Origin of the sequence: Brevibacterium spongiae, from assembly GCF_026168515.1 — a bacterium.
Lineage (GTDB): Bacteria > Actinomycetota > Actinomycetes > Actinomycetales > Brevibacteriaceae > Brevibacterium > Brevibacterium spongiae.
Genome location: NZ_CP093443.1, coordinates 763,581 through 785,036, shown reverse-complemented (window position 1 = coordinate 785,036; position 21,456 = coordinate 763,581). Strand labels below are relative to the sequence as shown.

The 21,456-nt window shown below is 66.0% G+C and carries 22 protein-coding genes; 9 read left to right on the top strand and 13 right to left on the bottom strand.

Annotated features, from left to right (window positions below; all coding sequences use genetic code 11):
* Window positions 1-142: 142 nt before the first annotated feature.
* Window positions 143-568, top strand: coding sequence for a fluoride efflux transporter FluC (locus tag L1F31_RS03460; RefSeq protein ID WP_265419301.1), 426 nt, complete (start codon window positions 143-145; stop codon window positions 566-568).
* Window positions 565-942 carry a fluoride efflux transporter CrcB gene (gene crcB / locus L1F31_RS03455; protein WP_265419300.1) on the top strand — a complete coding sequence of 126 codons (378 nt, stop codon included), beginning with the start codon at window positions 565-567 and terminating at the stop codon, window positions 940-942. Before L1F31_RS03460 ends, crcB begins: the two co-directional genes overlap by 4 nt.
* Window positions 943-1,073: 131 nt before the next feature.
* Here the strand turns inward: crcB and L1F31_RS03450 are convergent, their stop codons facing one another.
* Window positions 1,074-2,150, bottom strand: a complete 1,077-nt coding sequence (locus L1F31_RS03450; protein ID WP_265419299.1) for an NADH:flavin oxidoreductase/NADH oxidase — start codon at window positions 2,148-2,150, stop codon at window positions 1,074-1,076.
* A gap of 142 nt (window positions 2,151-2,292) precedes the next feature.
* Here L1F31_RS03450 and L1F31_RS03445 point away from each other — a divergent pair, with 142 nt between their 5' ends.
* The gene (locus L1F31_RS03445; RefSeq protein WP_265419298.1) at window positions 2,293-2,616 is read left to right on the top strand and encodes an ArsR/SmtB family transcription factor; all 324 of its coding nucleotides are present in this window, start codon (window positions 2,293-2,295) and stop codon (window positions 2,614-2,616) included.
* A 213-nt stretch (window positions 2,617-2,829) separates the two neighbouring features.
* Here L1F31_RS03445 and L1F31_RS03440 read toward each other — a convergent pair whose 3' ends face one another.
* The 3 genes from L1F31_RS03440 to L1F31_RS03430 form a co-directional block, all read right to left on the bottom strand.
* A complete protein-coding gene (locus L1F31_RS03440) occupies window positions 2,830-3,291 on the bottom strand; it encodes a DUF3151 domain-containing protein (RefSeq protein WP_265419297.1) in 462 nt (153 codons plus the stop codon).
* A 75-nt stretch (window positions 3,292-3,366) separates the two neighbouring features.
* Window positions 3,367-4,281, bottom strand: coding sequence for a hypothetical protein (locus L1F31_RS03435; protein WP_265419296.1), 915 nt, complete (start codon window positions 4,279-4,281; stop codon window positions 3,367-3,369).
* Window positions 4,278-5,357 carry a glycosyltransferase family 2 protein gene (locus tag L1F31_RS03430; RefSeq protein WP_265419295.1) on the bottom strand — a complete coding sequence of 360 codons (1,080 nt, stop codon included), beginning with the start codon at window positions 5,355-5,357 and terminating at the stop codon, window positions 4,278-4,280. Before L1F31_RS03430 ends, L1F31_RS03435 begins: the two co-directional genes overlap by 4 nt.
* Window positions 5,358-5,721: 364 nt before the next feature.
* Here L1F31_RS03430 and L1F31_RS03425 point away from each other — a divergent pair, with 364 nt between their 5' ends.
* Complete coding sequence (locus L1F31_RS03425; protein WP_265419294.1) at window positions 5,722-6,912, top strand: ATP-binding protein; 1,191 nt, start codon at window positions 5,722-5,724, stop codon at window positions 6,910-6,912.
* Window positions 6,913-6,981: 69 nt separating this feature from the next.
* Here the strand turns inward: L1F31_RS03425 and L1F31_RS03420 are convergent, their stop codons facing one another.
* The 7 genes from L1F31_RS03420 to L1F31_RS03390 all read right to left on the bottom strand — a co-directional run bounded on the left by L1F31_RS03420 (window position 6,982) and on the right by L1F31_RS03390 (window position 14,160).
* Entirely contained in the window at window positions 6,982-7,848 is an 867-nt protein-coding gene (locus L1F31_RS03420; protein WP_265419293.1) for an ABC transporter ATP-binding protein, read from the bottom strand.
* Window positions 7,845-8,732 carry an ABC transporter permease gene (locus tag L1F31_RS03415; protein WP_265419292.1) on the bottom strand — a complete coding sequence of 296 codons (888 nt, stop codon included), beginning with the start codon at window positions 8,730-8,732 and terminating at the stop codon, window positions 7,845-7,847. Before L1F31_RS03415 ends, L1F31_RS03420 begins: the two co-directional genes overlap by 4 nt.
* Window positions 8,733-8,736: 4 nt before the next feature.
* Window positions 8,737-9,969: a CmpA/NrtA family ABC transporter substrate-binding protein gene (locus L1F31_RS03410; RefSeq protein ID WP_265419291.1), complete on the bottom strand. Its 1,233-nt coding sequence runs from the start codon at window positions 9,967-9,969 to the stop codon at window positions 8,737-8,739.
* Between the two features lie 46 nt (window positions 9,970-10,015).
* A complete protein-coding gene (locus tag L1F31_RS03405) occupies window positions 10,016-11,191 on the bottom strand; it encodes an acyl-CoA dehydrogenase family protein (RefSeq protein ID WP_265419290.1) in 1,176 nt (391 codons plus the stop codon).
* Window positions 11,192-11,193: 2 nt separating this feature from the next.
* Window positions 11,194-11,751, bottom strand: a complete 558-nt coding sequence (locus tag L1F31_RS03400; protein WP_265419289.1) for an OsmC family protein — start codon at window positions 11,749-11,751, stop codon at window positions 11,194-11,196.
* 307 nt (window positions 11,752-12,058) lie between these two features.
* Window positions 12,059-13,213, bottom strand: a complete 1,155-nt coding sequence (locus L1F31_RS03395; protein WP_265419288.1) for an acyl-CoA dehydrogenase family protein — start codon at window positions 13,211-13,213, stop codon at window positions 12,059-12,061.
* 95 nt (window positions 13,214-13,308) lie between these two features.
* Entirely contained in the window at window positions 13,309-14,160 is an 852-nt protein-coding gene (locus L1F31_RS03390; RefSeq protein WP_265419287.1) for a CoA transferase, read from the bottom strand.
* A gap of 155 nt (window positions 14,161-14,315) precedes the next feature.
* Here L1F31_RS03390 and L1F31_RS03385 point away from each other — a divergent pair, with 155 nt between their 5' ends.
* The 5 genes from L1F31_RS03385 to L1F31_RS03365 all read left to right on the top strand — a co-directional run bounded on the left by L1F31_RS03385 (window position 14,316) and on the right by L1F31_RS03365 (window position 19,653).
* On the top strand, window positions 14,316-14,987 hold the full coding sequence (locus tag L1F31_RS03385) for a TetR/AcrR family transcriptional regulator (protein ID WP_265419286.1): 672 nt from the start codon (window positions 14,316-14,318) through the stop codon (window positions 14,985-14,987).
* Between the two features lie 179 nt (window positions 14,988-15,166).
* Window positions 15,167-16,840: a sodium:solute symporter family protein gene (locus tag L1F31_RS03380; protein ID WP_265419285.1), complete on the top strand. Its 1,674-nt coding sequence runs from the start codon at window positions 15,167-15,169 to the stop codon at window positions 16,838-16,840.
* The gene (locus tag L1F31_RS03375; protein WP_265420381.1) at window positions 16,830-17,750 is read left to right on the top strand and encodes a dihydrodipicolinate synthase family protein; all 921 of its coding nucleotides are present in this window, start codon (window positions 16,830-16,832) and stop codon (window positions 17,748-17,750) included. The genes L1F31_RS03380 and L1F31_RS03375 overlap by 11 nt, the downstream gene beginning before the upstream one ends.
* Entirely contained in the window at window positions 17,747-18,967 is a 1,221-nt protein-coding gene (locus tag L1F31_RS03370) for an ROK family protein (RefSeq protein WP_265419284.1), read from the top strand. The genes L1F31_RS03375 and L1F31_RS03370 overlap by 4 nt, the downstream gene beginning before the upstream one ends.
* Window positions 18,967-19,653 (top strand): N-acetylmannosamine-6-phosphate 2-epimerase, encoded by a 687-nt coding sequence (locus L1F31_RS03365; protein WP_265419283.1) that lies wholly within the window; start codon window positions 18,967-18,969, stop codon window positions 19,651-19,653. Before L1F31_RS03370 ends, L1F31_RS03365 begins: the two co-directional genes overlap by 1 nt.
* Window positions 19,654-19,735: 82 nt before the next feature.
* On the opposite strand, the gene nagB is transcribed toward L1F31_RS03365, so the two are convergent.
* Window positions 19,736-20,518 carry a glucosamine-6-phosphate deaminase gene (gene nagB, locus L1F31_RS03360; RefSeq protein WP_265419282.1) on the bottom strand — a complete coding sequence of 261 codons (783 nt, stop codon included), beginning with the start codon at window positions 20,516-20,518 and terminating at the stop codon, window positions 19,736-19,738.
* On the bottom strand, window positions 20,518-21,216 hold the full coding sequence (locus L1F31_RS03355; protein WP_265419281.1) for a FadR/GntR family transcriptional regulator: 699 nt from the start codon (window positions 21,214-21,216) through the stop codon (window positions 20,518-20,520). The genes nagB and L1F31_RS03355 overlap by 1 nt, the downstream gene beginning before the upstream one ends.
* Between the last annotated feature and the right edge of the window lie 240 nt (window positions 21,217-21,456).

Sequence of the window (21,456 nt, the reverse complement as noted above, 5' to 3'; positions counted from 1 at the left end):
CCTGTGACAGAATGATCCTGATGGTCATCCGTCACGGTGGTGGGGCTCACCGTTCCCAACCTCGACGCGGACCTCATGGTCTGCGAGCGACAACAGTCCCTACCTCGACCGGCGTCAGCATGCCCGAAAGGTAGGAGAGTCCTTGGCCGAAGCACGCCCCCTCCATCTGCGTCTGCCCTATCTGGGCCTCGCCGTCCTCGGCGGCACTCTCGGCACGGCCGCCCGCGAGGCGATCAGCCTCTCTGTTCCCGACCTCGCTGGGATTCCGATGGCGATCCTCGGGATCAACATCCTCGGTGCGTTTCTGCTCGGTGTGCTCTTGGCCGGCCTGTCACGGCTGGGACCTGATGCAGGTATGCGACGGCGGGTGCGGATCATGCTCGGCACGGGTTTCATGGGCGGGTTCACGACATACAGTGCACTGGCCGCGGATACTGCGGGCCTCCTCGGCGAGGGTCGGGTGGGTGCCGGTGTGCTCTACGGTCTCGCGACCGTGGTCATCGGCGGCCTCGCCACGTGGGCGGGAATCGCGACTGCGTCGGTGCTCGTGAAAAGGGGCGCGAGGTGAGCCCGCTGCTCTTCATCGCCATCGCCGTGGCCGGTGGACTCGGAGCCGGTGTGCGCATGCTCTTCGACGGCGCCTATAAGGTATGGAGCCCACGGTCGACGCCGTGGTCGACCCTGCTCATCAACGTCTCGGGCTCGCTGGTGCTCGGGTTCCTCACCGGTCTGGCGGGCGCCCAGCTGCTGCCCGAAGCCTGGCATCTCATCCTCGGCACGGGTTTCCTCGGCGGGTACACGACGTTCTCGACGGCCAGCTTCGAGACCATCAGCCTCATCGAGGAACGCAAATGGGGATCGAGCCTGCTCAGCGGCCTCGGTACTTTGGTCTTCGCGACTGCAGCGGCCGGCCTGGGACTGTGGCTGGGCGGATTGGGCTAGGCGCTGTCCGCGCACACGCCGCACTGCCAACGCCAAACGGCCCAGGTGAAAGCGAACAGCACACGATTGAACGTGGCCTATTCACCATCCCCTGGGCCGCCGGCCTGGGCCGTCAGCGCGCGAGCGTCAGCTCAGTTGTACGCGCGGTGGTACTGAGCCGGGCGGTAGTCGATGTCGAAGCGCAGTGCGTCGGCGGCTCTCAGCGCGAAGTTCGGGTCGCGCAGGTACTCTCGGCCCACGAGGATCGCATCGGCCTGTCCGGTGGCCAGGATGTGCTCGCCCTGGAACGGCTCATTGATGAGTCCGACTGCCGCGGTCGGCAGACCCGATCCTTCCCGCACGCCTGCGGCCAGGTTCGTCTGGTAGCCGGGGCCGACCGGGATCTTCGCCATGACGTTGCCGCCGGAGGAGACGTCGATGAGGTCGACTCCGTGGTCCTTGAGCCAGCCGGCGATTTCGACGGTGTCCTCCAGATTCAGCCCGCCTTCGGTCCAATCCGTGGCCGACAGGCGCACGAACACGGGAACGTCCTCGCCCACCTCGGCGCGGGTGGCGTCGACGATCTCGAGCAGCAGACGGGCCCGATTCTCAGAACTTCCGCCATAGGAATCAGTGCGGGTGTTGCTCAGCGGGGAGAGGAACTCGTGGAGGAGGTAGCCGTGTGCGGCGTGGATCTCGACGAAGTCGAACCCGGCCTCGATCGCCCGGCGGGCCGAATCACGGAAGGCCGCGACCACCTCGGCGATCTCCTCTTCGCTCAGGGCACGCGGTGCGGCGAGCCCGTCGAAGGCGAGCGCCGACGGGGCGACGGTCTGCCAGCCGCCTTCGCTTTCGGGAAGGCTGCCGGACTGGTCATTGCCCCACTCCGGCCAGGTCGAGGCCTTGCGGCCGGCGTGGGCGAGCTGGATGCCGGCGGCCGCGCCCTGGGAGTGGAGGAAGTCGACGATGGGGACGAAGGCGTCGCGCTGCTCGTCGTTCCACAAGCCCAGGTCCTTTGCCGAGATCCGCGCCTCCGGGGTGACTCCCGTGGCTTCGACGATGACGGCACCCGCTCCCCCACGGGCCATCGAACCGTAGTGGACGGTGTGCCACGGCGCGGGAACGCCGTCGAGGGTTTCGACGGAGTACTGGCACATGGGCGGGACCCAGATGCGGTTGCGGAACGTGAGTCCGCGCAGGGTGAGCGGTTCGAACAGCAGATGAGACATAAGACCTCGTGATCTCGTCGAGAATGGTCGTTCGGAAGTATGAGATTCTTCGTACTTCGGGTTCGCACTTTACTACGAGATATTTCGTACTACCAAATGTTTCGTACAATGGAGGGAGACGACAGTGAGAGGAGGTCACCGGATGCGCCTACTCGAACATCCCACCCGGGAAGAGATGAGACTCGATACCGTGCTGGCTGCCCTCGCGGATCCCGTGCGTCGCTCGGTCGCCTGCCGGCTCAATGACGCGTTCGGCGATCACGCCTGTGCGACCTTCGAGCTGCCCGTGTCGAAGTCGACGGCGACCTACCACTTCCGCACCCTGCGCGAGGCCGGAGTCATCCGCCAGGAGTACGAGGGCACGAAGATCATGAACACCCTCCGCAAAGACGACCTCGACGCTCGGTTTCCCGGCTTGCTCGACGCCGTCTTCGCTGCCCAGGACATCGAACGCGGCGATTCCTGAGCTCAGATACGGCTTCTGCCCGCATCGGCTGAATGCAGCCCCCGCATCGGCCAAAGATAAGTGGGGCCAGATTGCACGCCTACTCGCAAGTAGCGGACAATCTGGCCCCACTTAATTCGCATTCAGCACGGCTACCGGCGTCGCGGCACCGTGAAAGCAGGCAACAGCCGTGAGCGCAGGTCACAGTGCCGTCAGCTCACCGGGTGGAGCGTCTCACTCCCCGCGGCCGATAGCTTCCACAGCCGTCGGGTCGGAGGAGTTGAGGAACTCTTCGATGCGGGCGGCCTCTTCGCCTTCGCCGATCGCTCCGGCGGCGCGGCCGAGGGCGTAGAGGGCGCGGAGGAATCCGCGGTTGACTTCATGCGAGTACGGGATCGGTCCGGCGCCGCGCCATCCGGCGGCGCGCAGGGCGTCGAGTCCGCGGTGGTAGCCGACGCGGGCGTAGGCATAGGCGTCGACGAGGCGGCCTTCCTTATGCGCTTCATCGGCGAGTTCGGCCCACGCCAGGGACGAAGCCGGCAGTGCAGCGGCCACGTCGATGGGCTCCTCACCGGCGTCGATGCGCGTGCGGGCTTCGACGTCCGGGTGGTCCTCGGGCAGGTAGGTCGGCTGCGGGCCGAGCTGGCTCGCATCCAGGTTGCCGATGTGCGATGGGTTGCCGATGGGCTGAGTCATGGATTCTCCTGAATCGTTGTCGGGGGCGTTTTCGTCATCGTCTCGCCGAGGCGGCTGCTCGCCCCGGCATCATGGTCAGTCGGTCTTCACTTCGGAGGGCAGGACCTTGTACGGGTTCGTGCTCAGCGCGCCGACGACTCCGGCGTCGGCAAGCGTCTCGAGCTGCTTCTTGTCCTTGACGTCGGTGGCCCACACATCGAGGTCGACCCCGGTCCACTTCGCGGCGATATCGGCCTCGACGGCCATGGCCGTGTATCCGTCCCCGGACAGCGACTCGTTCCCGGTCGCCGTCACATCGCCGGTGAACATCGCGTCGATGTTCGCATCGGCGGCAGCACGGGCCACCTCGGCGTCGTCGGTGCGCACGATCGTCGAATCCTCGAGCCCCGCCTCGGTGATGGTCTTCAGTGCCGGTTCGGCCACCTCGGGGGAATCGATGGCGGGCAGGAACACTGTGTCCCCGCCGATCTCGTCGACGAGATCGTCCCAGGTGATCGTCTCGCCGCTCGCTGTGTCCTTGCGTGGGGGTGTGATCGTTGCGTCGTCGAACTCGGACACCGTGACCTCGTCAAGGCTCTTCTTCAGGCCCATCTGATCGGCTGCGGTCTCCGGATTCGCGGCGACGATCGTGCCGTCCTTCAGCGCGAACAGGGTCGGGGCGGGCAGGTAGCCGAACTTCACGTTCTCGGTGAAGGCGAGCTTCGAGTTCGCCGGGTACACCGCGGATCCCCCATCGAGCGCTGCCACGGCCGGAGGATTGAGCGATTCGACGGTGAGCTGGTCCTTCGACCCGAAGACGTTGAACAGGATGACGCCCACGACGAGGAGGACGACGATCCCGCCGGCCCACAGGGGTGCGTAGAACTTCTTCGGCTCCGGCCGTTCGGGGACGGGGATGCGCTCATTGGATTCGGGGTCGACGCTCGGCAGCGGATCGGTGAGCCCGCGACCGTAGCGGTCCTTGTCGATGCGACGCTTCTTCTTGCTCATCGGCTGCTGTCCTCTGTCGTTCCGGCCCCGGTGACCAGGCCCTTGAGGAAGCCTGCGCCCCAGCACAGGTGCATGGTCGGCAGGATGAGGCCGAACCAGAATCGCTCACGTCGGCCGCAGTCCTTCGCCGCCGAGGCGGTCGCGAGGATTCCGGCAATGTAGCCGAAGCTCGGCACGTGGATGAGGGAGGTGAAGCGGCGGAGGAACTTCGGCCACGTCTTCGTTGTGCCAGTGAGCTGGAGCAGGGTTTCGATGACTGCCGCGCCCATGCCGAGCACGAGCAGCGGCGGGGCGAAGTAGCGGATCGAGTTCTGCGCACCGTAGCGGCGGATGAGTTCGGCCCGCCAGATGCCGGTGGCCCAGAACTGCTGGGCGATCTTCGACCAGGTGCCGCGCGGCCAGTAGGTGACTTCCATGTCCGGGTTGAACCAGATGCGCCCGCCGGCGGTGCGGATACGCAGGTTCAGCTCCCAATCCTGCCCGCGCTTGATGCCTTCGTCGAAGCCGTCGAGGATGTCGAAGACTTCGCGGCGGTAGACGCCGAGGTAGGCCGATTCGGCTTCCTGCGCTTCGTCACCCGAATGGTAGGCGGGACCGCCGAGGCCGACCGGGGACATATACGCCCGAGCCACCGCTTTCTGGAAGGAGGTCTTGCCGCGGGCGAGCATGAGTCCGCCGCAGTTCGCGGCCTTCGTCTCGCGCAGGGTGTCGATGGCCTGCTGAGTGTATTCGGGGCAGAGTCCGGAGTGCGCGTCGACGCGGATGATCACTGGATGATGGGTCGCGGCGATCGCGAGGTTGAGGCCGATCGGGGTCGCGGCCTGCGGATTGTCGACGGTCTGGATCCGCGAATCGGTCGCCGCCATGGCCGCGATGATGGCGTTCGTGTCGTCGGTCGACGGGCCGAGGGCGAGGACGGCCTCTTTGTCTCCGTCGTAGTCCTGGGCGAGGATCGTGGTGATCGCCTGGCGGATGTGCTCGGCCTCATTGAGCACCGGCATGATGTAGGAGACGCCGGGCTTCTCGGGCAGCGGCGGCAGCCCGTCCGGGGTCAGGATCTCAAGTACTTTCGACACGTCCTCAATCTTCCCACATCCGCACGCACGCGGCCTTGAGGGGGCGCTCAGGTGACCACCCTCACCGAGGCGGCCGGCCCTTGCCCTGCATCGTCGCCAACGTGATCCGAGGACCACTGGCAAATAAATAGAATAAATATCGTTTGGATGCTCGATCGGGTTGCGTTGGATTCCGTCGTGAGCACATGGTGGACTTCCCGTCGCAATTCCAGGTAGGCAGGCTCGTTTTGGGTGAGTCACCCGAAGGGCTGGTGGTCTCCGCACCGTTAAAGCATTGCCGCCGACAAGGTCCTCAATCCATCTGGCGCGAGGTGTTAAAGTAAATAAAATAAATACGATTCCTCCGAGTCGGCAGGAGACTGCAGTGGCTGACCCAAATGTTTACGGCCCAAGCCCATTTACACCGGGCTACAGTAAGCCTCCGCTAGTGTTCGGCGGCCATCAGTCTGAACTCAACGAAATAACTGAGGTCTTCCGTACGCTCGATTTCGGGGAGAACGATTCCCTGTTGGTCTCGGGACTCCGCGGCTCCGGCAAGACTTCCATGCTGTCCCGGCTTCAAGACGCCGCACGCGAAGCCGGATGGATTGTCCTTGCAGACGATGCAAGCTCGGGCCTGATGGAGCGGATCACTGAGTCATCCATCCCGCGAGAGATCAACCGACTTACAGAGACTACGCGCGCCAGGCTCAGCAGCATAGGAATTTGGAAGTTCTCAGTTGGCTTGGAATACGTCGACCGGAGTCGCACCGTAAAGCCGCTTCTCCGCGATGACCTTATTGCACTTTCTACTGCGCTGAACGGTGAAGCCGGAGTCCTCATCACCATCGATGAAGTATCGTCAGGAAAAGTCCGGTTGCGCGAGCTGTCTCGGTTTGCACTTGAGGTCGCACACGCAAAAACTGAAGGCGCCAACATCATGATCGCCTTTGCCGGAATCAAGGTGGATCTGGACGAACTGGCGAAGAACGATCACACAACCTTCATCCGGCGCTCTCGCGATTTGGATTTCAGACGTCTGAATCCCAAAGAGACTAGGCATGTCCTCGAAGAGACCATTCGAATCGCCGGCAGATCTATCGCGCCTGAGGCTTTAGAACTCCTTGTCCGAGTCACCCAAGGCTATCCATACCTGATCCAGTTAGCAGGCGACTATGCATGGAGAAATACTCCCACTGAGGATACGATCTCAGTCACCGACGCACAGATCGCCCATGATAAGGCGATCAAGTCTGTGCAGCGTCGAGTCATCAGCCGAGTTTACGAAGATCTGTCTGACCGCGACAGAGATTTTGTCAACGCAATGGCAGTAGACGAATCTGGACGAAGCAAGATCTCCGATATCGCTGACCGAATGGGCACTTACGGACAATATGCACAGATCTACAAGACCCGCCTGATCAATAGTGGATATGTTCAATCCGACGGGTGGGGATACGTTGCATTCTCCCTGCCCTACCTTGGCGACTATATACGTTCAATGACCCCACAGAACCCCGCGACTTCGGCAAGTGTCAACGACTGGAGTGCATACCCGCCACCACCAACCGTGTAGGTGCGCACACTTCGTCACTTACTTGAGCGGCGCTCGACCACCTCAGTCGGCGAAGGCGGCCCGCCAGGGTCAGTCGGTCGTCTCCGGTGTGAGTGCGTGGTGGAGTTCCCGGCGCAGCTCGAGAAACGCCGGGTCGGCTTCGATGGCGTCACGGTCACGCGGCCGAGCGAACGGCACGTCGAGTTCGGCTTGGATGGTCGCCGAGGGGCCGTGGGAGAGGACGAGGATCCGATCGGCCAGCAGCAGCGCCTCGTCGACGTCATGGGTGACGAGGACGAAGGTGCGTTTCTCGTGCTCCGAGAGTTCGAGCAGCTGCTGCTGCAGCGCATACCTCGTCAGTGCGTCGAGGGCACCCAAGGGTTCGTCGAGGAGCAGGACCTCGGAGTCGAGTGCGAAGGCGCGGGCGATGCCGACCCGCTGGGCCATGCCTCCGGAGAGCTGGTGCGGCTTGAGATCGGCAGCCTCACTGAGCCCGACACGGTCGAGCCACTTGTCCGCGATCGCCTCCCGTTCCCCAGCGGAGCGTGCCGACGTCCCGACAGAGCGTGCCGAGCCTCCGGCCGCGTCGAGGGCGAAGAGCACATTCCCCTTGGCGCTCAACCACGGCAGGAGGACGTGCTGCTGGAACACCATGCCCATACGTCGGCTGGGGCGGGTCACGGGCTGACCGGTCAGCGTGACCTGCCCGCGGTCGGGGGTCTCGAGACCGGCGAGGATGCGCAGCAGCGTCGACTTCCCCGACCCCGAGGGACCGATGACTGCGACGAACTCGCCGGCACCGATCTCGCAGGAGACGTCGGAGAGGATCTGCTGCGTTCCGCCCTTGGGACGGCGGAAGCTTTTGGAGATCCCGGTCAGACGCAGCTGCGGGGCCGCCTCGGCGAGGGTGCAATCCTTGGGATCGGAATCGCTCAGGGTGTCAGTGGAGGTGTTCATGCGGCGGGCACCAATCGGTGGAGTTGGGCGACGGCGCGGTCGAGGAGGAACCCGACGACGCCGATGATGAGGATGGCGACGACGATCGAATCGATGTTCATGGCGTTCCATTCGTTCCAGACGAAGGTGCCCATGCCGCGGTTGCCGACGATCATCTCGGCGGCGATGATGACCAGCCACGCCGTCGACAGGGAAGTACGCAGTCCGGTGACGATCGCGGGCACGGTGGCGGGCAGGACGATGCGCACGGTGTGCTGCCAGGCGGTCGCCTCCAGGGTCCGGGCGAGGTCGAGGAAGTGGGGGTTGACGCGGCGGACGCCGTCGATGGTGTTGATGAGGATGATCCACAGCGAGGCCATGAAGATGACGAAGACCGCGGTGGCTTCGGAATCGCGGAGGATCGCCAGGCCGATGGGAAGCCACGCCAGGGGTGAGACCGGGCGCAGCACCTGCACGATCGGGTCGAGGGCGGTCTCGAAGAGGCGATTGCTGCCGAGGAAGAGCCCGAGCGGGATCGCGATGGCCGCGGCGAGTCCGAAACCGAGGAGCACTCGACGCAGCGAGGCGAGGAGGTGGAAGACGATTCCGACGTTGTTCGGCGGTTCGAAGACGAACGCGGTCGACACGACTTCGACGAGGCGGTGCCAGCTCGCGGCCGGTGTCGGGGCGAGTCCGCCGTCGTCGTACCCGGCTGTGACCAGCTGCCACGCGAGGATGAAGGCGGCGGCGAGGACGATGAAGAGTCCCCCGGCCTTGAGCAAGCCGCGGATTCTGAGCACACTGCCGACGCCCGCGGTCGCGTGCGTCTGCCCCTGTTCGGAGATCTGCCCCTGCACCGAGGTCTCCGACTGGCTGCTCAGCTGACCTCTCGTCTGACTGCTCATCGGTCTAGATGCTCCACTTCTTCGGATGGCGAGGGTCGAAGGTGCGGCCGAGCACGGTCTCGGACAAGTGTTCGCGGGTATCCCCGCCGAGGCGGTCCAGCACTGTCGCAGCCGAGCGCGAATCGAAGACGGATCGCACTGCCGTCGAATAGTCAGCCGCCTGCGCAAACTTCTGCGTGCCGGTGAGTCCGCCGCGGTTCATCGCGTCGAGCATCCACACTCCGTAGGATTCGTGTGGGTACGGCTGGAAGCCGATCCTGTCGGGCACGGACCTCTTGCGACCGGTTCCGTCGGCGAATTTCCCGGTCAGCACGGCTTGAAGTACGGGCTTCGGCATTCCCAGCGCCGATCCGGCGGCCATGAGGTCGGCGGTCTGTGCGCGGTGTGCCGGTTCGTCGATCCACAGGGACACATCTGCCAGTGCGCTCAGCAGTGCGGCGTAGCTGTTCGGGTTCGCGCTCGCGAAGTCCTCGCCGACGGCGAAGCTGCAACACGGGTGGTCGGGCCACAGGTCCTTGGTGAGCAGGTGGATGAACCCGACCCCTTCGGCAACGGCGCGCTGGTTGAACTGGTCGGGCAAGCAGAACGCGTCGAGTTCGCCCACGGCGAGCGCGGTGACCATATCGGCCGGGCGCATGATCCGCAGGTCGACATCACGCTCCGGATTGAGGCCGCCGGAGGCGAGGTAGTCGCGCATGAGCAGGCTGTGCACCGAATAGTCGAAGGGAAGGCCGACGCGCAGCCCGGCGAAGTCCTCCGGGCCCTTGACCGTGCCCCGCAGCGACCGGGCGACGGTGACCCCGTTGCCGTTCGTGTTCGTCACGAACGGCAGGCGCAGGTTCCGCTGCCCGGAAGCGAAGTTGTGGTGGATGGCCAGCGGCATAGGCGCGAGCATCTGTGTGGCGTCGAGTTCACCGGCGACGAACGCGATCCACAGTTCCGCCCAGCCGGTATAGCGGCGCAGCGTCACCTCGAGTCCGTACTTCTCATAGACGCCGAGGCCTGCGGCAGTGACGATCGGGGTGCCGCAGGTGATCGGCACGTACCCGACCGTCAGCTGCCGTTTCTCGAGCCCCGTCGGCGGGTCGAGGGAGGGCACGAAGTCCGCCGCGGCGATGCCGGTGCTTCCAGCCTGCGTCGCGGTGCAGGCGCTGAGCAGGGCCGCAGCTCCCGCGGCCCCGCCGAGTCCCAACAGCCGTCGTCGTGACAGCGCCGAGGCGGCCGGCCCCGTTCTCATGATCGTGTTCATCCGTGACGCTTCGTCCTACTCCGCATCGTCCGGGTCAGCCCAGACGGTCGAGCTCCCACCGCAGCTGCCCTTCCGAGGGCGACTGGACGGGGATGAACGTCGCTTCCCGGAAGCGGCGGTTGGCGTGCGAACCGACGGCGTAGCCGCGGCCGCCGGCCGTGCGGATCTCGAGCCCGGAGGCGGCCGTGGCCACTCGACCGGATTCGAGACGTAGGGACAGGACCTCGCTCGGCTCGGGACGATTACCCGAGGAGATGCGTTCGATGACCTCGCCGAGGCGGCTCTTCGCTTCGTTGAGCGCCTGTCCTTCTTCCTCGACGTCGTCGGTGAAGACTTCGTTGATGCCTCGCAGTCCCGCCTCGGCACCGGTGTGGGCCGCCGCCGCCAGGCCGAGGCAGAAGCTCGACTGGAGGACTGCGGCGACGGGACGCCAACGGGCGAGCAGGCCGGTGAAGTCCTCGCCGATGACCTGCCCGTGGTCGAGATCGCTGATGTCGACGCTCACCGAGGTCGACGCTGTGCCCTTGAGTGCGAGCAGGTCGAGTTCCGGGCCGACGGTGACGCCGTCCTCGGATACCGAGAACGCGACGATCGACTTCGGTCCGGACTGTCGGTCGGCGGAACCGATGGTCTCGGACGGCGAACCATAGGCGGCCGAAACGATGACCGCGCCGGGATAGAGGTTCGAGGCCCACGCGAGCTTGCCGCGCAGCGCGAGCCGGCCGGTATCCGTACCGCCCGCACCAGTGTTGCCCGCATCGGTGCCGCTCGCATCGGTCCCGACTTCGAGTCCGAGTTCGCCGGCACCGGCGGAGGCCTTGAACGCCGGGGCCATTCCGGACACGCCGATAGTCTCACCGCGGCGCAGACTCTCCAGATGCCGGTCGGCGAAGTCCCCACCGGTGGTCGCGAGGTAGTCGATGGCCATCCGCTGCCCCCACACGGAGAAGGCGAGGCTCAGCGAGTGCCGGGCGATCGTTTCGATCACTGCGGCCTGGTCGGCCAAGGTGCCGTTGGCCCCCTGCCCGTCCCTGCCGGCCACACCGAGGTCGAGGAGTCCGGCACGACCGAGTTCGGGGAGGAACTCGGAAACCTGCCGGTCTCCCCGATCAAGGGCAGGAGCCGCCTCGGCGATGGTTTCAAGCAGTTCGGCCGGGACGATCTCAGAGGTGAGTGCGTCGGTCGGGCTGCTGATGGTCTCGGTGCTCATGGTCAGGCGTTCGACCCGGTGGTCGTCGCGGTCTCGAGTTCGACGGGGCGGATGAAGGTGTTCGCCACCGGTGACCACTTCACGGCGTCGTCGCTGATCTGCTTGAGCGTTGCGTCATCGGCGTCACCGTCGAGCGAGATATTCGCGCGCACCTTCGTGATGCCCAGTTCCTTCTCCGGGTCGAGGTCGCCGACGCCCCAGACGGCGGAGATGTCGATCTCGCCCTCAAGCTCGATCTCGATCTTCGTCAGGGTCACGCCGCGGTAGGTGGCGATGGCCTGGATGCCGACGTTGATGCAGGAGCCGAGGGCGCCGAGGGCGATCTCGGTGGGGTTCGGGGCCTGATCATCGCCGAGGAGGGGGTGCGGTTCGGAGATGAGGAACGGTTTGTGGTCGCGGGCGTAGTTGAGGTTGCGGAATCCGGACTCGGTCACGGACTTGACCTGGATCTTCTTGCGGCCCTGTTCCGGGGTGGCCTTGTTCTTCTCCGAGAGGTCCTTGAGGCGGTCGACGTCGATGTTCTTCGTGGTGTCGATGCCGTTGTTCGTGTCAATGCTCATGGGGCTCACACTCCGTACTTTCAAACGCGGTTGGTGAGGCCCAAGCTATCGACGAGTGGCAGAACGTGAGCCCGAATCGTCATCTTTCGACACATATTGCTCAACAGTTCAGAATCTACTCAAGCGAAGCTCACGTTTCTCGGAGGCTTTCTCAAGGGGCATTCAGGAACAACGTCATGCAGTCCGGTGCATCGGCGGACTTCTCGGCCGTGGATGTGCTCAACTATTCACCGAGGCGGCGACGGTGAGATGAATTCCGCCGTCGCCCCGAGCCGTGCGGCTGCGAGGGCTCGCCTTCGACGCCTAGTCACAGCCCGCGGGCGATGAGCTCCTTCATGATCTCGTTCGTTCCGCCGTAGATCTTCTGCACCCGTGCGTCGGCGTACATCCGGGCGATCGGGTATTCGAGCATGTAGCCGTACCCGCCGAAGACCTGCAGGCACCGGTCGATGACCGAGTTCTGAACGTCCGCGGCCCAGTACTTGCCGGCCGATGCCTGCTCGGTCGTCAGTGTGCCGGCGGTGTGGGCGGCGATGAGGTGGTCGACGAAGCTGCGTGCGGCGAAGGCTTCGGTCGCGCATTCGGCGAGCACGAACTTCGTGTTCTGGAAGCCGAGGATCGGCTGCCCGAATGCCTCACGCTCCTTCGCATAGTAGATGGCCTCGCGCACCGCGGCCTCGGTGGTGGCGGCGGCGCCGACGGCGATGGACAGGCGTTCCTGCGGCAGCTGCTGCATGAGTTGGACGAAGCCGCGTCCCTCTTCGCCGCCGAGGAGGTTCTCGATGGGAACCCGCATGTCCTCGAAGAACAGCTCACGAGTGTCCTGACCCCGCTGCCCGATCTTGTCGAGTACGCGACCGCGCGAGAATCCGGGCAGGTCGGCCACCTCGGCGACGATGAGGGAGAGTCCCTTGGCGCCGGGTGCGTCTCCGGTGCGGGCGACGATGACCACGAGATCGGCGTGGGTGCCGTTGGAGATGAAGGTCTTCGCTCCGTTGATGACGTACTCGTCGCCGTCGCGGAGTGCCTTCGTCTGCACGTTCTGCAGGTCCGAGCCCGTGCCGGGCTCGGTCATCGCGATGGCGGCGACGAGCTCGCCGGAGGCCATGCCCGGCAGCCATCTGCGCTTCTGATCCTCGGTGCCGAAGGCGTTGATGTAGTGGGAGATGATCGTCGAGTGCACGCTGTTGGCCCATGCGGCGTCGCCGATGAAGCCCTGTTCCTGGAGGATGACGGCCTCGTGGGCGAAGGTGCCTCCGCCTCCCCCGTATTCCTCCGGGATCGAGATGCAGAGCAGCCCGGCCTCGCCGGCGCGGTTCCACAGTTCGCGGTCGACCTGCTTCGCCTCGGCGAAGCGGGCCTGGTTCGGCACGATCTCCTTGGCGAAGAATCCGCGTGCCAGATCGCGCAGATCGTCCGTCTCCGCGGTTTCCCATCCACCGCGGTATCCGTCAAGAATCATGCTCTCGTCTCCTGTCTGGTGGGGTCATCTGTTCCAGTGGGTCGCTGCGTCCGGTGAGGCGACTCGACCCGGTGGGGTCACTCGTCCTGGTGGGGTCATTGGTGCGCGATCTCTTCGATCGGCAGATCGTGCTCTGCGGCGAAGTCGGTCCAATGCGCCGTCGGCTGCGCCGCGAAGGCCCGTTTCAGCTGCTCGTGCTCGGACCCGAGCTGCGTGGCCAGCGCCTTGGCGAAGTGCGGTTCGATGCACGCGACCGCAACGTGCCCATCGGCGGTGGCATAGGTGCGATAGAACGGGGAACCCCCGCCGAGGTGGCCGCCCGGAGAGCTCAATCCGTGCCGTGCCGGCCCTGCCGCCCAGGCTGCCGCCTCGTCGAGGACGACCCGGCGGACGATTCCACCGCCCTGTCCGGGGGCGCGCAGGTCTCGCTGTCGCAGGTCTCGCTGGCGCAGACCGGCGAGCGCGGCGACGACGGCGTTCTCCGAGCCGAGGACATCGGCGATCGGAACGGTGGGCATGGTTCCCGGGACGAGTGTGGCGTGGGCGGCCTGGTAGGTCAGGTCGTGGCCGGGAACATCGGCTCGGTCGCCGGAGAAGCCGACGATTTCGACGTGGACGAGGTTGTGGCGGTCGATGAGTTCGGGCAGACCGAGTGCGGCTGCGGCGCGTGGCCGCATGGCGGTGAGGACGATATCGGCCTCGGCTGCGAGAGTGTCGAGGCGTTCGCACCCGGTCGGATCTTTGAGATCGATCGTCACGACGTCCTGCCCGACCGTCAGCTCGTCGTAGTACTCGCGGACCGCGAAGGTCAACGGGTCGCCCTGCGGCGGTTCGACCTTGATGACGCGCGCACCCAAAGACTGTAGGCGGGCAGCGGCCAGTGGGCCCGGTAAGTTCACCGCCAAAGAGATAACTGTGACGCCATCGAGGGGCTCCCGATCCTGCATTCCGTCTCCTCGCCTCTCTGCAAGCTGTATTTCCCTGAAAGCGCGTCTCTCTGAAAGCTGCGCTTTTGAATGAACGTACAGTAGATTGAAAGAGTGTTCAATAGCGGGCACGGAAGAACCGATGTCGCAACACCGCAGCGAATGAGATGAGGACCGTGGCAGAAGCAACCGGCACAGACCCGATCGACAACGGCACGGCCGACACCAGCACAGATACGACCGGGGATCTCGCCGACTTCGGCGAGCAGGACCTCACGAGCCGTGCGCGAATCCGCAACGCCGCACTCCAGCAGTTCGCCGCCCACGGCTTCGCGGGCACCCCCCTGCGCGCCATCGCAGCCGAGGCGGGGGTGGCCATCGGGCTGATCTCCCACCACTTCGGGTCGAAGGCCGGACTGCGGAAGGCACTGGAGACCTGGATCGTCGGACTCTTCGAAGCGGCCATCGATTCTGCCGATGAGCGGACGACGGGTTCGGTCGCCGACGCACCTGCACGTGATGCCGCCGTCGCGCAGATGCTCAGCGACCACCCTCCGGTCGTCGCCTACCTGCGCCGCGAACTCCTCGAACCGCCCGAGGATCGCACCCTCATCACGCGCCTGAGCAGGGCCTCGCAGAAGAGCGTCGATGCGATGCGCGCCAACGGCCTCGCCTCGACGAGCCGAGATCGCGTCGAGCAGGTCGTCACCGTCATGGTCCGACAGCTGGGAAAGCTATTCATGCAGCCGCTCGTCGATCAGATCGTCGACTCGTTCCCCGAGGATGAACGCCCCACTGGCACACCCGAGATCAGCGTCGAGGTCAATTCCACCCGCCCGCACGACTGACCTACGCACGGCAGCCACACACCCCTGACCTGCGCAGACGTCACCCACACCCTGCACCGGGTTGTGCCGTGTCGCACATTCCCGTAGATTCACAACATAGGACATCATACGTCCTACGTGTCAGTTGGGACTCGACGCTCTCACCGGTCCCCCTACGAAACTCACTGTGAGGAGGGAGCATGGACGCTCCGGGACTCGGCGGCCTCAACTGGGCCGTGATCATCATCTACCTCTTGGCCACTCTCGGCATCGGGGTCTGGTTCACCAAACGCGCCAGCGGAGGAACAGAGGAGTTCTTCAAGGCCAGCGGCCGCATCCCGGCCTGGGCGGCCGGCTTCTCCATCTACGCGACGACGCTGTCGGCCATCACCTACATGTCCACACCCGAGCAGGCCTTCCTCACCGACTGGTCGTATGCCGCCGGAAACATCGCAATCTTCGCGATCGTCCCGCTGCTCGTGCTCTTCTACATCCCCTTCTTCCGCAAGCTCGACGTCACCACGGCCTATGAGTACCTCGAGGAGCGCTTCGGCCCGAGCATCCGCGTGCTCGGCTCCGTGCTCTTCGTCCTCTTCCACATCGGCCGCGTCGCCATCGTCATCTACCTGCCGACCCTGGCCATCAGCTCGGTCACCGACATCAACCCGGCGCTCGTCGCCGGCGCCGTCGGCGTGCTCTCGGTCGTCTACACCTTCCTCGGCGGCATCGAGGGCGTCATCTGGTCCGACGTCGTCCAGGGCATCATCCTGCTCGTCGGCGCGGCCGTCATCCTCGTCTTCGGCATCATGGCCCTCGACGGCGGGCTGGCGACAGTGGTCTCCGATGCCGCGGCCGATGACAAGTTCATCTCCGCGGACAACTGGAAGTTCGGCGGGGCCGCCGCGGCGATCCCGATCGTCTTCCTCGGCTCGGTGTTCAACAACCTGCACCAGTACACGGCCAGCCAGGACGTCGTCCAGCGCTACCAGACCACGGACTCGCCGAAGTCGACGGCACGTTCGCTCATCGTCAACGGCTTCCTCGCCCTGCTGACGATCCCTCTGTTCTACGGAATCGGCACCGTCCTCTACAGCTTCTACCAGCACTCGGAGGCCCTGCCGGAAGGGTTCAACACCTCGGCGCTGGTGCCCTACTTCGCGGTCACAGCACTGCCGGCAGGCGTCTCGGGGCTGCTCATCGCCGCGATCTTCGCCGCCGCACAGTCGACGATCTCCTCGAGCCTCAACTCGATCTCGGCCTGCGTGACCGTCGACATCCGCGACCGCTTCTTCCCGCCCAAGGACGGCAAGCCGCGCACCGGAGTCGCCTTCTCCCGCGCCGTCATCGTCATCGTCGGTGCACTCTCCGTCGGGGTCGCGCTCTATCTCTCGGCCACCGATCAGGCTCAGACCTGGGACCTGTTCCTCTCGATCACCGGACTCTTCGGTGTTCCGCTGGCCGGTGTCTTCGCGCTCGGCATCTTCACGAAGCGGGCGAACACCTCGGGCGTGCTCGCCGGGCTCCTCCTCGGTGCGGGCCTGGCCTGGATCGTCCAGGAGCAGGCCGGCCTCACACCGTTCGCCGTCTCCACCGTCGCATTCGTCGGCGCCATGATCTTCGGCTATCTCGTCTCGCTGCTCACCGGCGCCATCGGCGGCCGCAGCGACCACGATGTGCTGCCGCTGACGATCTACGGCAAGCGCGCCAGCTACACCCGCCGAGTTCCGACTCAGCCCACCAACCCCGCCGAGGCGGTCTCCGCCTCCGCGGCCACCGCCGAGTCCACGTCATCGATCGGATCGGATCCGACCCGCCCGACGACCACCTCGGCGACAGTCAACACGCACGATAGGCAAGGACACGATCATGACTGACTTCCACGGAATCATCCCCCCGCTGCTCACCCCGCGCACCTCCGACGGAGAGATCGACCGGGCGGGCATCGCCGCCCTCGTCGACCACCTCGTCGCAGGCGGAGTGCACGGAGTCTTCGTGCTCGGGTCCTCCGGCGAGGTCCCCTACCTCACCAATGATGAGCGTGACCTCGTGCTGGCCACCGCGCTCGAGGCCGCGGCCGGCCGGGTGCCCGTGCTCGTGGGCATCAGCGAGCAGACGACGACGCGCGTCATCGACGAAGCCGACCGCCTGCTGGCGATCGGCGGGGACGCGGCCGTGGTCACCACGCCGTTCTACGCCCTGTCCGACGCCGCCGAGGTGGAGCGCCACCTGCGTGCCGTCGCCGCCCATGTCAGCGTGCCCGTCTTCGCCTACGACGTGCCCGTGCGCACGCACATGAAGATGCCGCTCGACCTGCTCGTCCGCCTCGCCGAAGAGGGCGTCATCGCCGGCGTCAAGGACTCCTCCGGTGACGACGTCGGCTTCCGCCGCCTGCTGCTGGCGACGAAGCACCTGCCGGACTTCGCCGTGTTCACCGGCCACGAGGTCGTCACCGACGGCGCGATGCTCGGCGGCGCGGCAGGCATCGTCCCCGGCCTCGGCAACGTCGACCCCGCCGGGTACGTGCGCACCTATGACGCGGCGAAGGCCGGCGACTGGACGGCCGCGGTCACCGAGCAGGACCGTGTGGCTCGCCTGTTCGACATCACCGGTGCCGCGACGCCGGGCCGCGTCTCCGCCGGTGCCGCGGGCCTCGGCGGGTTCAAGACCGCACTGCAGCTCATGGGCATCATCGATTCGAACCGGATGGCCGAGCCGATGGAGGCCCTCGACGCCGCAGAGACCGAACGCGTCCGCGAGATCATCACCGCCGCAGGACTGCTGTGACCCTGCCCGCCACTGTTGCCGTCGATATCGGAGGCACGAAGATCCGTGCCGGTTCCGTCATCGACGGGCACCTTGCGCACGTGCGCAGCGTGCCGACGCCTGCGACGTCGGGTGCGCAGGCGGTCCTCGACACCATCGCCGAGGTGGCCGCCGCCGTGATCGCGGAAACGCAGGCTTCCCGTGACGGATCCGTTGACGGTGACGGTTCCAGTTTCGGTTCCGGTGACGGCTTCGGTTCCGGATCCGGTGCCGATTCCGGTGCTGACTGGGCGGGTCCCCCTGCCGGTTCGTCGGGCTCTTCCGCCGATCCCGTGTGGCGCATCGGCGTCGGTTCGGCCGGGGTCATCGACCCCGCGACCGGGGTCGTGATCTCGGCGACGGATTCGCTGGCCGGTTGGGCCGGCACCGAGCTGACCGTCGAGCTCTCCGCCCGCACCGGACTGCCGGTGCGAGCTGTCAACGATGTCCATGCCCATGCGCTCGGCGAGGTCGTCGCCGGAGCCTCCCACGGTTCGAGCAGTTCCCTGCTCGCTGCTGCCGGGACCGGAATCGGCGGCGGGTTCATCACGGATGGTCGCCTGCTCACTGGCAGGAACTCGGCCGCCGGACATATCGGCCATCTGCCATCGGCAGCCGCAGCCGGACTGCCCTGCCCGTGCGGCGGCACCGGACACGTCGAAGCGATCGCCTCGGGACCCGCCATCCTGGCCACCTACCACCGCCTGCTGCGGACTAACGGACCCGCAGCCCCAGAGCCGAGCGCACAGCCTGCGACCGCATCGCCCGCGCCCGACCCGACGGCAACGAGCACCCGATTCTCAGCGTCATCCCCGGCGAACACCCGCGAATTGGCGGCGACCGCCTCGGCGGGGGATGCTCTCGCCGTCCGCGCCTTCGATACGGGCGCGCGAGCCTTGGGATCGGCGCTCGGCGGGATCGTCAACGTCCTCTCCCCCGAGGTCGTCGTCATCGGCGGCGGCCTCGCCGAGATGGGCAGCATCTGGTGGGTGCCCCTGCGCGAGGCCTTCGCCGCCGAACTCATCCGCGCCACCGCAGGGGCCGAGCTGCGGAAGGCAGAATTGGGACAGGACGCCGCCCTCATCGGCGCGGCAGGACTATGGGCCGACACCGTCTCACCGCACGCCGCCACCGCCGCGCACGCCACCTCCGGATCCGAGGATGCCCCACCCGATTCCACCACGAAAGAGACTCACTGATGCTGTCGAAGACCGAAATCCTTGAGGCTCTGCGCGGGCGGCTCATCGTCTCCGTGCAGGCCTACCCTGGCGAGCCGATGCGGGATCCGAACACGATGGGCCAGATCGCCGCCTCGGCGGTGGCAGGCGGCGCGGCGGCTGTGCGCGTGCAGGGACTCGGCGATATCCAGGCCTCCCGCTCAGCGGTCGAGGTGCCTGTCATCGGACTGTGGAAGGACGGGAAGGACGGCGTCGTCATCACCCCGACCTTCCAGCACGCCTATGCTGTGGCGCTGGCCGGATCCCACATCGTCGCGCTCGACGGTACCCGGCGCGAACGACCTGACGGGCTGAGCCTGGCCGAGACGATCGGACGTCTCCACGAGCAGACGAACGCCCTGGTCATGGCCGATTGCGGCAGCCTCGATGATGCTCGGGCGGCGGTCGAGGCCGGTGCCGACATCATCGGCACGACCTTGGCCGGCTACACCGACGAACGCCCGAAGACCGACGGCCCCGACCTCGACCTCATCAGCGAAATCCGTGACGCAGCGCTTCCCGCGATGCTCGTCGCCGAAGGCCGCATCCATTCCCCCGCCCAGGCCGCGGCCGCGCGTGACGCCGGTGCCGAGGCCGTCGTCGTGGGCACCGCGATCACTCACCCGACCACGATCACCTCATGGTTCGCCGAGGCGGTCGAGGGCTGAACGAACCGCCCTCGACGACACCGGCGACCGCTCGATCGGCGACCCATCAGAGGGCGCGCGTCATTTGCGGCAGTCGCACCGCTCAGAGGTCCTGCCAGTCCGGTTTGTTCTCGTACGCGTGGCGGTAGTAGTCGGCAAGCTGGAGCCTCGAGGCCGCCGCATCGTCGAGCAGCACCGTGACGTGCTGATGCATCTGCAGCACCGACGCCGGCCACATCGCCGAGATCGACCCCTCGACCATCTGATGCACGGCCTCGGCCTTGTTGCCGCCGGTCGCCACGAGCACAAGGTGCCCGGCCTCCATGATCGTGCCCATCCCCTGCGTCAGGCACAGCTTCGGCACCTGCTCGACGTCACCGTCGAAGAACCGGGCGTTATCGACCCGCGTCTGATGCGTCAGCGACTTCACCCGCGTCCGGGACGCCAGGGATGAGCCGGGTTCGTTGAACGCGACGTGGCCGTCGGTGCCGATGCCCAGGATCTGCAGATCGATTCCGCCCGCCGCGGCGATCTGCGCCTCATAGTCCGCCGAGGCGGCCGCCAGATCATCCGCGGATCCATCGGGTCCGTGGACGGCCCCCTCGGCGAAATCGACGCGCGAAGCGATCTGCGCCTCGATGACGTTGCGATAGCGTTCCGGGTGGTCGGCGGCGATGCCGACGTATTCGTCGAGCATGAACGCCTGCGCATGAGCGAAGGACAGTCCTTCGTTCTTGTGGCGGGTGGTCAGCTCGTCGTAGATGCGCAGCGGACTCGAACCGGTCGCCAGCCCGAGGACCGGTGACGTCTGCGTGCGCAGCAGCCGCTCGATCGCATCGGCGGCGAGCTCCGCCAGGGTGTATTCATCGGCGATGACAACTTCCATCAGTTCTCCTCGAGGGCGCGCATGATCGGCTCGTAGTGGGCGGTGATTGCGTCACGGAACGCTTCGGCATCGCCGGATTCCGCGGCGTCGAGCATGAGTCCGTGCGATTTCGCCGTCTGCTCCAGGTCGGCGGCCACGGCGACGTTGAGTTTCGGCAGCACTGCGGTGTGGACGTCCCAGAAGGCTGCGACGAGTTGGCCGACGAGTGAGTTGCCGAGCTGGGCGAGCAGCCCGGTGTGGAAGGCGCGGTCCTGCTGCGGGAAGGTCTTGCCGTCGGCTGCCAGGGCGGTCATCTCGTCGACGAGGGCGTGCAAGTCGGGGTTCGAGGTGCCCTGCAGGGCGCTGACGATCTGATCGGCCATTCCGTGGTCGAGGGCCTTGCGGACGTCGACAACGTCGCGCAGCGGATCGAGGTCGTCGCCGGGGCTGAGCACTCCGCGGAAGACGAGGGCTTCGACGAGGGCGTCGAGGCTCATCTCGCCGACATAGGTGCCGTGTCCGTGCCGGACGTCGACGATGTCGAGGGTGGAGAGCTTGCGGATGGCCTCGCGCACGTTCGATCTGGAGACTCCGAGGCGGTTGCACAGTTCGCCTTCGGTGGGCAGGAGGTCGCCGGGGCGCAGTCCGTCTGAGAGGATGAGATCCTTGATTCGGTCGGAGGTCGTCACCTTCCGACCGGCCGCTGTCGCCTCCGTCATGAGCACCTTCCGCCATCGATTCCGTGCTGAGTCTCCAGTATACGTCTGACATCAGATGTGTGGGTGATCTGTTGCAGGTTCCGGACACGCTCCAACTGCCTTGTCATATTCCGTATCCCGGTCGCAGCCCGGCAGCCTTGTCGCATTCCAGCTGCCTTGTCATATACGGAAGCCGGTTCGACTACTAAGGTGGTAGGCACCAGCGGTCGTCCTGCGGCCGAACTCTACGACGCATTGGAG